This is a genomic window from Tahibacter sp., assembly GCF_032229445.1.
Taxonomy (GTDB): domain Bacteria; phylum Pseudomonadota; class Gammaproteobacteria; order Xanthomonadales; family Rhodanobacteraceae; genus Tahibacter.
In genome coordinates this window covers 1-11,222 of record NZ_JAVTWC010000006.1, presented here as the reverse complement: position 1 = coordinate 11,222, position 11,222 = coordinate 1, and the positions used below count along the sequence as shown (strand labels likewise).

The 11,222-nt window shown below is 62.3% G+C and carries 9 protein-coding genes, 1 tRNA gene and 1 pseudogene; 4 read left to right on the top strand and 7 right to left on the bottom strand.

Annotated elements, in window-relative coordinates:
* Window positions 1-87 precede the first annotated feature (87 nt).
* The 3 genes from RUU78_RS01240 to RUU78_RS01230 all read left to right on the top strand — a co-directional run bounded on the left by RUU78_RS01240 (window position 88) and on the right by RUU78_RS01230 (window position 1,397).
* Window positions 88-636 (top strand): GspH/FimT family pseudopilin, encoded by a 549-nt coding sequence (locus RUU78_RS01240; protein WP_313912868.1) that lies wholly within the window; start codon window positions 88-90, stop codon window positions 634-636.
* A gap of 184 nt (window positions 637-820) precedes the next feature.
* Window positions 821-1,072 carry a hypothetical protein gene (locus RUU78_RS01235; RefSeq protein ID WP_313912866.1) on the top strand — a complete coding sequence of 84 codons (252 nt, stop codon included), beginning with the start codon at window positions 821-823 and terminating at the stop codon, window positions 1,070-1,072.
* A gap of 103 nt (window positions 1,073-1,175) precedes the next feature.
* Window positions 1,176-1,397: a hypothetical protein gene (locus RUU78_RS01230; protein ID WP_313912864.1), complete on the top strand. Its 222-nt coding sequence runs from the start codon at window positions 1,176-1,178 to the stop codon at window positions 1,395-1,397.
* A gap of 453 nt (window positions 1,398-1,850) precedes the next feature.
* Here RUU78_RS01230 and RUU78_RS01225 read toward each other — a convergent pair.
* The 7 genes from RUU78_RS01225 to grxD form a co-directional block, all read right to left on the bottom strand.
* Window positions 1,851-1,926: transfer RNA gene (locus RUU78_RS01225), tRNA-Asn, on the bottom strand.
* A gap of 80 nt (window positions 1,927-2,006) precedes the next feature.
* Window positions 2,007-3,401, bottom strand: a complete 1,395-nt coding sequence (ppnN, locus tag RUU78_RS01220; RefSeq protein ID WP_313912862.1) for a nucleotide 5'-monophosphate nucleosidase PpnN — start codon at window positions 3,399-3,401, stop codon at window positions 2,007-2,009.
* A 439-nt stretch (window positions 3,402-3,840) separates the two neighbouring features.
* Window positions 3,841-6,951 carry a TonB-dependent receptor gene (locus RUU78_RS01215; protein ID WP_313912860.1) on the bottom strand — a complete coding sequence of 1,037 codons (3,111 nt, stop codon included), beginning with the start codon at window positions 6,949-6,951 and terminating at the stop codon, window positions 3,841-3,843.
* 337 nt (window positions 6,952-7,288) lie between these two features.
* A complete protein-coding gene (locus tag RUU78_RS01210; RefSeq protein ID WP_313912858.1) occupies window positions 7,289-9,004 on the bottom strand; it encodes a lysophospholipid acyltransferase family protein in 1,716 nt (571 codons plus the stop codon).
* Between the two features lie 89 nt (window positions 9,005-9,093).
* Window positions 9,094-9,693, bottom strand: a complete 600-nt coding sequence (locus tag RUU78_RS01205; protein ID WP_313912857.1) for a YhgN family NAAT transporter — start codon at window positions 9,691-9,693, stop codon at window positions 9,094-9,096.
* Window positions 9,694-9,735: 42 nt separating this feature from the next.
* Window positions 9,736-10,494, bottom strand: coding sequence for an SDR family NAD(P)-dependent oxidoreductase (locus RUU78_RS01200; protein ID WP_313912854.1), 759 nt, complete (start codon window positions 10,492-10,494; stop codon window positions 9,736-9,738).
* A complete protein-coding gene (gene grxD, locus RUU78_RS01195) occupies window positions 10,494-10,811 on the bottom strand; it encodes a Grx4 family monothiol glutaredoxin (protein ID WP_313913035.1) in 318 nt (105 codons plus the stop codon). The genes RUU78_RS01200 and grxD overlap by 1 nt, the downstream gene beginning before the upstream one ends.
* A gap of 173 nt (window positions 10,812-10,984) precedes the next feature.
* Here grxD and RUU78_RS01190 point away from each other — a divergent pair.
* Window positions 10,985-11,222 (top strand): annotated as a pseudogene (locus tag RUU78_RS01190) (superoxide dismutase [Fe]); the annotation flags it as partial.

The window sequence follows — 11,222 nt, the reverse complement described above, 5'->3', positions numbered from 1 at the left end:
TTCTTAGCTTCCGCCGCGGCTTTTGCCGCTGCCGCCGACTTCCACGGCTGCCTAGCCTGTCGCCTCCTTTGCACCGGACGACATCTCATGCACTGCTCAGTTCCGTCACCGCAACGCGGCCTCAGCCTCGTCGAACTTGTCATGGCCCTTACCGTGGCCGCTGTCGCACTCACCGCGAGCCTGCCGCTGTTCACCGACCTGCGTGCCGGCATACAACTGCGCGCCAGCCTCAATCATTGGATGAGCGTACTCGCCGAGGCGCGTATCAGCGCCGTCGAACGTGGCCGCACGGTCGTCGCGTGCCCCTCGGCCGGCGAACGCTGCGAAGCAACGCTGTTCTGGCACAACGGCTGGATCCTGTTCGAGGACACGGATCAGGACGGCCAGCATGACGCCTACGAACCGCTGCTGATGACCACGCCGCCGAGCAGCGAGGTACGTATCGGCAGCAGCAGCGGGCGCCAGCGCATCCTCTACCGGCCGGACGGCAGCAGCGAAGGCAGCAACGTCACGGTGACGTTCTGCGACCGGCGCGGCGCCGAAAAGGCCAGGACCATCGTACTCAGCAACGCCGGCCGCGCCCGTACGGGTGGCGCCACGCCGGCACAGGCCGCATTGGTCTGCGCCACTGGCTGAGTCCGCCAAACGGCGTGACAGCCTTTGAAAAGCGGGCGGCCCGTGCACTCTCGGAAATTTCCTAGACATGAACGCGGCAATTTCCTGATTCGCAGACAGATGGAAGCCGGCATTCTGGCGTCGCTCCGAGGATGTGGGCTCATGGGCACAAGGAAGCCCGCAATACGGACCGGATGAAGAGCCCATGACGATAGAGCCAATGGCCGGCGCGCTGCAGCGCGCCAAGGCTTTTCCACCGCCAGAGGACCCGCCCATGCAAGCCGCAGCCCGCCAGACCCTGGCCGACATCCGCACCATCCAGCGCCTGGAGTCTTATGTACGCTGCGCCCGCGCGGAACTGGCCAGCAATCCCCAGGATGAGCTGTTGCGCGAATTCATCCGCCTCAACGAGACGCTGATTCGCGAGGAGCGCGCGCGCCTGCTGAGCGCTGCTTGAGCTTCACGGCGCAATCGATTGCGGAGCAATACACTGTCGGCGCCGTTGCAAGCCATCGGCGCAATGGAATGCGGACAACGGCGCAGACAGTGTATCCACGCAGATGCAGAACTACCGCAACCTATCCGGCAACTCGGGCGTTTCTGCCTATGCCATCCATGATGACGCCATCATCGTGCGCTTCGTCGATGGCGGCACCTATCGCTACACGCGCGCCAGCGTTGGCGCACGCCATCTTGCTGAGATGAAGAAGCGTGCGCGCGATGGTGCGGGTTTGTCCGCTTACATCTCGCAGCATCAGGCCAGCCTCGACTACGAGCGCTGAGCCCAGCTCGGCCATCCTTATATGCTCAGAATCGCGAAAACCGTTCGTTGGCTGGTGTCCGCTTGTTCGCGGAAGAACGCTCGGATGTTTCGGCTGCCAGGCATGCCTAGCGCAACAGTCGCGTCCCGCGCCCGCCCCGCGTGAGCACGAACGCAAAACACCTGCGATGCGACGCAGCCACCAGTAACGCGCGAACCTGTCTTCAGTCGCCGATACCCGGACGTACGGGCTTTTCCCGCCGGCCTCGAATGATCTACGGTCATCGACCGTCGAATCGCCGGTTCGCGCGCGGCGTTTCCATCGTGTAGACCGAGTCCTGCATTGCGACGCAGTGTCGCGCGCGCCAGAGCACGACACCAGAGATCCGCGACGAGCGATCGCATCGCGAAAACAACGACTGTCGCGATCACGAAAAACAAAAGGCCTGCATTTCTGCAGGCCTTTTTCTACATCTGGCTCCCCGAGACGGACTCGAACCGCCGACCCAGTGATTAACAGTCACTTGCTCTACCGACTGAGCTATCGGGGAATATGTAAGGCGCGGGATTTTGCCGATACGCCGGTGCCCCGTCAAGCCCTTTTCGCGCTTATGCGCAACAGCAATGGCGCCTACACAACGACCCGATAGCACGGTTTGTATGCGCTGCCGCCCGGAAGCTTCATGCGGTGCTGAGCAACGAAACTCTGCAGCAACGCGTCCAGCGCACGCATGATTTCCGCCTCGCCGTGGATTTCGAACAGGCCGAACTGTTCGATCGCGCGGATGCCCTCTTCCTTCACGTTGCCGGCGACGATGCCGGAAAATGCGCGACGCAGGTCAGCAGCGAGTCGATATGACGGCTGATCACGATCGAGTTTGAGGCCGGCCATGTTCTCGTGCGTCGGCTTGAAAGGCACCTGCAACTCGTGCGGGATGCGCAACGCCCAGTTGAAGAAGAACGCGTCCTTGGTGTCCAGGCGGTAGTCGCGCACCTTGTCGATGCCTTTGACCATGAGCTTGGCCACTTCTGCCGGATCGTCGACGATGACGTGGTAGCGCTTGGCGACGTCTTCGCCCAGGGTCAGGCGCAGGAATTTGTCGATCTGCTCGAAATAGGCAGCCGATTCGCGCGGCCCGGTGAAGATCAGCGGGAACGGAATACCGGCGTTGTCCGGATGCAACAGGATGCCGAGCATGTAGAGAATTTCCTCGGCCGTGCCGACGCCGCCCGGGAACACGATGATGCCGTGACCGACGCGAACGAACGCTTCGAGGCGCTTCTCGATGTCGGGCATGATGATGAGGTGATTGACCGACGGGTTCGGCGACTCGGCCGCGATGATGCCGGGTTCGGTGATGCCGATATAGCGATTGTTCTTCCGCCGCTGCTTGCCGTGGCCGATGATCGCGCCCTTCATTGGCCCCTTCATCGCACCCGGACCGCAGCCCGTAACGATATCCAGGCCGCGCAGGCCGAGCTGGTAGCCAACCTGCTTGGTGTATTCGTACTCGTGCCGCGCAATCGAATGGCCGCCCCAGCAGACGACGAGATTGGGATCGTTGTGCGGGCGTAGAACCCGGGCGTTGCGCAGGATCTCGAACACGGCATGGGTAATGCCGGTGGAATCGTTCAGATCGAAGCCGCCCGCTTCCATCTGAGTCGCGACGTATACAATGTCACGTATTACGGCGAACAGCAGTTCGTTGACGCCGCGGATGATGCGGCCGTCGACGAAGGCCTGGGCCGGCGCATGGCTCAGCTCGATCTTGATGCCGCGATCCTGCTGAAGCACCTGGATGTCGAAATCCGGATAGCGGTCGAGCAAGGCTCGCGCGTCGTCGGTCTCGACACCCTGAGTCAGTACGGCCAGGGCGCAGCGACGCAGCAGAGCGCGCACGCCGCCGTGGGATGCATCGCGCAAGCGGGTTACTTCGTTGCGAGAAAGCACATCCAGGCCGGCGGCCGGGGAAATGCGGGCCGACACGGTGGTCGGGCGGTTCTGGGTCTTGCTGTCTGGGCTCATGGACTTCCATCGTGTCGGGCGGCCACCACGCCTTCGCGGCGGCCGCGGGGATCAGCAGCGAGCCCGCCGTCGGCAGATCGGAGCCCTGCCGGGCGTTGGCCTCTGAAAGATTGCGGGACTCCGTGTCCCGCGCCCCGGAGGGCTCTCTATGCGTCTCCCCAGCATTCCGCAAGCTTAACCGCGCGTCAACTGCACCCAGCCAGACCTCCATTTAGACCCCATCCTTCGCAGGCGGGAATTCCGAAGGCGAGGCACCGCGCGGATGAATTGCCGAAAATATTCTTAGCTACAAAAAATATAACTATACATTACACAATCATGCCGCGCTCGCCGAGTCCCCGAGCCGGCGAATTTCGCACAAAACAAAACCTCCGGCATCGCTGCCGGAGGTTTGGTTTTTGCGCAGCACCGATACGACGGCGCCGCGTCGAAGCATCGCTTAGAACGAGTAGCGCAGACCGACCTGGACCGCCCAGCGGGATTCGCCGATGTTGTCCTTGGTCACGTAGTCCTGCGCCGCACGTGGGTAGCGGTAGATGTACTTGCCGGTCGCCGGGTCGATGCCGCCGAACTCCGCGACGCCGAGGCGCTGGCCACCATTGGAGTTGAACGGCGCTTCCTCGATGTGGCCCCACTTCTTGTTGAGCAGGTTGGTGAAGTTCAGGATGTCGATCCAGAGTTCACCCTTGTTGCCCTTGAAGAAGCCCGGGACTTCCTGCGAGAAGCGCAGGTCGACCTGGTTGATCCACTTGCTGCGCGCGCTGTTACGGCTGATGACCTGTCCGCGATGGCTGTTGAGGAACTCGTTGCTCTGCACGTAGTTCCAGAACGCCGTTGCCTGGGCCTGGTCGGCGAAGATCACGTCGTTCGCGTCGACCGGCACGTAGAACAGGTCGTTCCCCGCGTTGCCGTCGCCGTTGGCGTCGTTGGAGAAGGTGTAGCTGTACGGACGGCCCGAACGCGCTTCGTAGAAGCCCGACACAGTGGTGTTGTAGTCGCCGAAGAACGCGTGACGCCAGCTCAGCACCGTGCTGAAACGCTGCTGGATTTCCGAGGCAGCCGTCGAGGCCACGTCTTCATTGGCGTTGTAGACCGCCAGCGAGTTCCAGTTCGACAGCGCGACGGACGACGAACCGACATTGGTGTCGGTCGAGTTGCCGTAGGAATAGCCGATCTTGCCGGCCCAGCCGTTGGAGAACGGCTTTTCCAGCGACAGGGTCAGGTTGCTGGCCTTGCCGTCATGCGTATTGCGCAGCAACAGGACGTCGGCAAACTGACCATTGTTACGCGCACGATTGCGGCCGTTTCCGGTTGTCGGATTCTGCCAGAACGCGTCACGACCATCCGGGAGCATGCCGGTCGACGGACCAAGGTTGAGGTGATTGAACTGCACGCCGTCACGCACGTCGAGGTACAGATACTCGGCGGACGCGATCAGGCCCATCCACGGCAGTTCGTGATCAAGCGCGAGCGAGCTCTTCCACACCGACGGCGCGTGAAAGTTCGGCGTCATCAGCGAGATCGTCTGCAGTACCGGCGAACCGGCCGGACGCGGCTGGTTGAACGGATCGGCCGAGAAATCCGTACCCGAATTGGCGCGGAAGGTCGAGAACAGCAGGCCGTTGTTGCTGTAGGAGTTCGACAGCCACACGCCAGGGCTGCCGCCCTGGAACAGGCCGACGCCCCCACGCAACTGCGTCGGACGGGAGGTGTCGAACGTGTAGTTGAAGCTCGTGCGCGGCTGCCACACTTCGAGGCCGTTGACCGTAGCGTCGTTGCGATAGTTGAAGACCGGCTCGACACCTGCGTTGTACAGCGGGAAGTCATCGGTCACGAAGCGGTCGAGGCGCACGCCGAACTGCCAGGACAGGTTGTTGGTGACCTGCCAGGTGTCCTGCGCAAAGAAGCCCCACTGCTGCAGTGCCCAGTCGGCTGCGGCGTTGTTCGCGTCGCCACCAATCGGCGCGTTGAGCTGATAACCGACCTGTGACGGCAGGAGGCCGCCGGTGAAGCCCGACGGCAGCGGCGAATAGCGGCCAGTCTGGAAGTCGGCAATGCTCGCAAACGCGTAATTGCCGTAGAAGTCCTGCAGGAACAGGTTGAACGTGTCGTTCTTCTTGTAGTCCAGGCCGAACTTGATGTCATGGTCGCCGATGAACCAATCGCCGGCCCAGAACGCGCTGACGGTCTTGACGTCGAGGGCATTGGCCTGGCGGGAGCGCTCGGAACCGATGAACACCGTGGTGTTCGGCGCGCCGTTGAGGCCAGCGACCGCGATGGCCATGGCCGGCAGGTTGGACGTACGCAGCGATTCGTTGGTGTACTTGCTGTACGAGAACGACGCTTCGGAGGAGAAATTCTCGCTCCAGTCGTTATAGATGTTCAGCGCATAGTTTTCGAAGTCGTAGGTCTTGTCGTACCACCACGACGACAGCGACACCTGTCCGCCGGTCAGGCGCTCCAGCACCGGCACCGAGGATTCCGTCTTGTTGTAGCGGAAGCTCGCGCGGTGATAGTCGTTGATGTTCCAGTCGAACTTGGCAAGGTACTTCTTGTCGGTCAGGTCGCCCGACGGGCTCAACGAACCGGCGTCGAATCCGTAGCGCTCGCGGGCGATGCGCACGATGTCGTCGATCTGGCCCTGGGTGATGCCGGCTTCGTTGGTCGCGCCCGAACCACGCACGCCGACGTCCGGCGCCACGTTGGTACGTTCGAATTCTTCGTAGTTGATGAAGAAGAACAGCGTGTCCTTGAGGATCGGTCCGCCAAGGGTGAAGCCCTTGTTGGTCTGCTTGCCAAAGCCCGTGAACGCGGTGCCGGCCTCGTTGTCGCCGACCAGGTCCGGATCGCGGTAGGTGAAGTAGACCGATCCCTTGAACTCATTCGTACCGCTCTTCGTAACGGCGTTGATCGACGCGCCGACCGCGCGCGAATTGGTCACGTCGTAGTTCGCGGTGGAAATGTTGAACTCTTCAATCGTATCGATCGAGATCGGCTGGCTGCCGGTCTGCGACGGCAGGCCGGTCGATTCCAGGCCAAATTCGTCATTGGTCGAAACCGCGTCGATCTTGATGTTGTTGTAGCGCGAGTTCTGGCCGACGGCGGAGATTTTGCCGCGCTCCTTGTCCGTCTGAACGATGCGCGGATCAATGCGGACATAGTCCTGGATCGAGCGCGAAATCGACGGGAACGCCTGGATCTGCTGATTGGTGACGTTGGTGGACAGCCCCTTGTTGTCGGCCAGGAAGGTCGACGACATGGTGGTTGCCGTGACTTCGACCGCTTCCAGCGTCGCCGCATCCGCGCCGAGGGTCAGGTCGATCGTCGTATCTTCGGCCAGCTTCAGGTAGACATCGCCGCGTTCAGCCTTGCTCAGGCCGCTCTTCTCGGCGTCGACCACGAACGGGCCGCCGACACGCAGGCCGCGCGCCACGAAGCGGCCATCGGCATCGGTCGTGACCGTCTTCGTCGTGTTGGAAGGAACGTGGACGATTTCCACGGTCGCGCCTGCTACCGGATTGCCGGAGTTGTCGGTAATACGGCCCGACATACCCGCTGACGTGTTCTGAGCAAAGCCCGGCGAGGAAGCCAGGAGCGATGCGAGCACCAGCGGGAGGACTCTGACACGGAGTCGCTTGTTCATCGTTTCACCCTTGGGTTGCGTGCAAATTGTTACAGTCGTTGGTCAAACGGAAACCGCGCGGCGATGATCCCATCGTCGTGCGCGGTTCGCGGGTGACCTTGAATTCAACTTCCCCAGGAGCCTGACCCGGCGAATCCGTACGCCGACGACCCCATTAACGGCAGTTTAACAGCAATACATTACAGATTGGCAAAGGCTCCCGCACTTATTCGCTTGACGTATCCGAATTACTGAGATAGCGCGTTCACAGGTACCGCGCGCGTTTGGCACCCTTGAGCCGCGTCAGATCGAGGCGGATCAATCCATCCACGCAGCCGCCAAACTGCGGATCGACGCCGAATGCGAGAAAACGCACGCCGTCCGGTTCGCAGAGGTCGACGTACTGGCGATAGAGCGTCGGTATGGACTGGTCCGATACGGCGAGTTGCTGCTTGAGCATCGACAGCGCCTCCCTCGCGTCCTTGCCTTCCAGTGCTGCATCGGCTTCGCGCGCAATAGACGGCGAGATCTGGAACGGGTTCTTGGCCTTGGCAAGCTGATCGGGATCAGTGAAGAACCGACCATGCGTGTGCACGATGAGCTCGCGCACGGGCAGTGGCAGGCTGGCTGAAAGGCTGACCGGACCGAACAGATAACGTATCTCTGGGCGCTTGCGCAAAAACGCGCCGATCCCCTGCCACAGGTAATCCAGGCTGCGAGACCCCCAGTAGGCCGGCTGGATGAAGCTGCGGCCTAGTTCCACCGCATCCTGCAGGAACGTTTCCGCCGCGGGTGCGTAATCGAACAGTGAAGCCGAATACAGGCCGTCCATACCGTGCTCGCGCAGAATCGTACGGGATTCGCCCAGACGGTAGGCGCCGACGACGGCAAGGGCTTCCTCGTCCCAGAGCACGATATGCCGGTAGTGCGCATCGAAGCGATCAAGATCGCGCCGGTTGCCGGTACCTTCGCCGACGCGACGAAAAGCCAGCTCGCGCAGGCGGCCGATCTCGCGCATGACCGGGCAATCGGGCTGCGCGTCGAGCAGCAGGATGCGCTTGCCGTCGGTCGTTGCGCCCAGCACTTCAGAACGTTCCTTCAAGGCCTTGCGGACGGCCAAGGGCGATTCCGGGTGCGCGATCGCCGTCGAGGTCGTGAACTGGTTCGGTCGGCGCTTCGCCAATTGGTAGACGTGGCGACGCATGGCCTTGGCCAGTTGCTCGGGCCTGGCGCCCTCGCGCTCCAGCGCCTGCGGCGGAATCGCCTGACCCATCGTGAAGTTGATCCGCATCTTGCGCGCGCCGAACATCTCACGAGCGAGCAGCAGCGCCGACAGAGGCTTGGCGAGCATGGACACACCATAGAACAGCGGCGAATTGTGTGCGCCGATGTGCACCGGCAGGACGGGCGCCTGGGTTTTGCGCGCCATGCGCAGGAACCCCGGCGACCAACGTCCGTCGCGCACTCCGTTGGGGCGCATGCGGGACACTTCGCCGGACGGAAACACGATCAGAGCCTGGCCGGCGTCGAGCGCGCGATAGGCCTCGCGCATGCCGCCAGGCGCGCTGTCGTCGCCGCCGAAGACATTGATCGGCAGCAATAGCGAACGCAGCGGCGTGAGATGCATCAGTACGTCATTGGCCAGGATACGCACGTCACGCCGCACGCTGCCGACGAGCTGCAACAGGCTGAGCGCGTCGAGCGCCCCGAGCGGATGGTTGGCCACGATCACGACCGGTCCGTCGACGGGGATGTTTTCCCTATCGGTGTTGGCGACGCTATAGCTCAACTCGAACCGCTCGAGCGCGTGTTCGATGAATTCGAAACCGGTATGCCCTTCCAACGCCGCCAGGGTGGCATTGACCTGCTCCTCGCAGACCACCTTGCGCAGCAGGCTGACCATGGGCTGGGAAAACCGGCGCGCCGCGCCTTCTGCCAGCCGCGGAAATTTTTCGTACAGGCTGCGTTCGACGCTGATCACGACCCATCTCCGTCACGGTTCGAGCGATGCTCGACGGCGGATGTTACAGGCGTTTGAATCGAGCCTCTATTCAGTCTGCACAGATCGCCTCAAAGCGGCACCACGTGGAGATACTTGGCAATGCCGTCGAGCAGCATCTGCACTGAAAGAGCAATGAGAATCATGCCCATGAGCCGCTCGATCGCGGTCAGAACGCTCTCGCCGAGCAGGCGATACAGATACGTGGCCGACCACAGGATGAGCGCGGTCGCCAACCAGGCCGCGAACAGCGCCAGCGCCCATTGCGGCAACTTGCCGGGCTGAGTGTTGGTCAGCAGCAGTAGCGCCGCCATGGCCGACGGTCCCGCCACGCCTGGAATCGCCATCGGCACGATAAAGGGCTCGCCGCCTTCCGCATGACCGAAGATGCCACCTTCCTTCGGTGGGAACACCATCTTTACGCCGATCAGGAACAGGATGATGCCACCAGCGATGCTGACCGACTCCTGTTTGAGCTGCAGCAACTTGAGGATGTATTGCCCCCCCAGGAGGAAAGCGAACAGCACCAGCAGTGCGATCAGCAGTTCGCGCAACAGCACCAGGCGGCGACGTTCGGGCGCGACCCCCTTGAGCAGACTCAGAAACACGGGGATGTTCCCGAGCGGATCCATGATAAGGAACAGCAGGATGCCTGCCGACACCGTGCTCATCTGGCTATCCATCGCTACTCCCCTGCGGCGTGGGCGACGCCGTCAATGCATGTTGCGCAGATCCAGCGTCTGGCCGCGGACGGCAAGCCCTTCGCTGCTCAGCAGATAGACGACCGCCGCGGCAAAGTTCGCGGGTTCCGGCCGCCCGAGCGTGTTCTCGCCGAAATAGGCCATGCGTCGCAAGGCCGAACGCATGGGCGGCGGCAGCAGGCTGGCGACACGCACGCGCGAGTTTTCGGTCTCGTCGTGCAGGATCGCCGCCAGACCGGTCATCGCGGCCTTGGCCACGCCGTAGGCGCCCCAGAACGACTTAAGTACACGCGCCGGATCGTCCTCGATGAAAACGATGCTCGCATCCGGCGACTGCTGCAGAAGCGGCAGTAACGCCTGCGTCATCAGGAACGGGCCGTTGAGATTGACCTGCAGCACACGCATCCACTCCTCGGGCTTGAATTCGCGCAGCGGCTGCAGGCCAGCAAAATGCGCCGCAGCGTGAACGATGCCGTCCAGGCCACCGCATTCACGCTCCAGCGTGGCCGCGAGATCCTCGTAGTCGGCCGGAGTCGCGCCTTCGAGGTTCAACGGATAGATGGCCGGCGCCGCAGCGCCTAGCGCCTCGATTTCATCGTAGAGTTTTTCCAGAGCCGGTACCTTGCGCCCGAGTAGAACGATGCTGGCGCCGGCTTCGGCACACGCCAGCGCGCTGGCACGACCGAGACCTCCGGTCGCGCCGACGATCAGAATGGTGCGGCCTTTCAATCCGGCCGCAGCAGGCGTCCAGCCCGCCGGCAGCGTCGCCATCAGCCTTTCCGGGTATCGCGGACGATGCGCTCGAGCTCGCCGGATTCATACAGCTCGAGGGTGATGTCGCAACCGCCGATCAGTTCGCCGTTGATGAACAGTTGGGGGAAGGTCGGCCAGTTGGAGTAGCGCGGCAAGTTGGCACGGATTTCGGGATCTTCGAGCACGTTGACCGAAACATAGTCGGCGTTGACCGCTTTCAACGCCTGCGCCGTGCGGCTGGAGAAGCCGCACATCGGAAACTGCGGCGTCCCTTTCATGAACAACACGATGGGGCTGCCTTCGACGGCGGTCTTGATGCGTTCGAGTACGTCCACGGGAATACCTTGAGGCAGGAGTAGGCGGTGTGCCGAGACCGCGGATTGTATCAGCCACTCCCTGAGCCGGTGCGGTGCCCCTCGCACCGCCACGCTGCTTGAATCGATCACGCACACGCGCCGCTCACCTACCTATAATCGAAAATCCCAGCCCACCAGCAAGGAACTGCCCCATGGCGATTGAACTGCCCCCCCTGCCCTACGCGAAAGACGCGCTGGCGCCGATCATCTCGGCCGAAACCATCGACTTCCACTATGGCAAGCATCACCAGACCTATGTGACCAATCTGAATAACCAGATCAAGGGCACCGAGTTCGAGAACCTCCCGCTGGAAGAGATCATCAAGAAGGCCAGTGGCGGCATGTTCAACAACGCCGCGCAGGTCTGGAACCACACCTTCTACTGGAACT

What these genes read in the sequence shown, in the direction of transcription:
- RUU78_RS01240 (WP_313912868.1), top strand. Translation starts at nt 88, where the DNA reads ATGCACTGCTCAGTTCCGTCACCGCAACGCGGCCTCAGCCTCGTCGAA.
- RUU78_RS01235 (WP_313912866.1), top strand. Translation starts at nt 821, where the DNA reads ATGACGATAGAGCCAATGGCCGGCGCGCTGCAGCGCGCCAAGGCTTTT.
- RUU78_RS01230 (WP_313912864.1), top strand. Translation starts at nt 1,176, where the DNA reads ATGCAGAACTACCGCAACCTATCCGGCAACTCGGGCGTTTCTGCCTAT.
- ppnN (WP_313912862.1), bottom strand. Translation starts at nt 3,401, where the DNA reads ATGAGCCCAGACAGCAAGACCCAGAACCGCCCGACCACCGTGTCGGCC.
- RUU78_RS01215 (WP_313912860.1), bottom strand. Translation starts at nt 6,951, where the DNA reads ATGTCGGGCCGTATTACCGACAACTCCGGCAATCCGGTAGCAGGCGCG.
- RUU78_RS01205 (WP_313912857.1), bottom strand. Translation starts at nt 9,693, where the DNA reads ATGAGCACGGTGTCGGCAGGCATCCTGCTGTTCCTTATCATGGATCCG.
- RUU78_RS01200 (WP_313912854.1), bottom strand. Translation starts at nt 10,494, where the DNA reads ATGGCGACGCTGCCGGCGGGCTGGACGCCTGCTGCGGCCGGATTGAAA.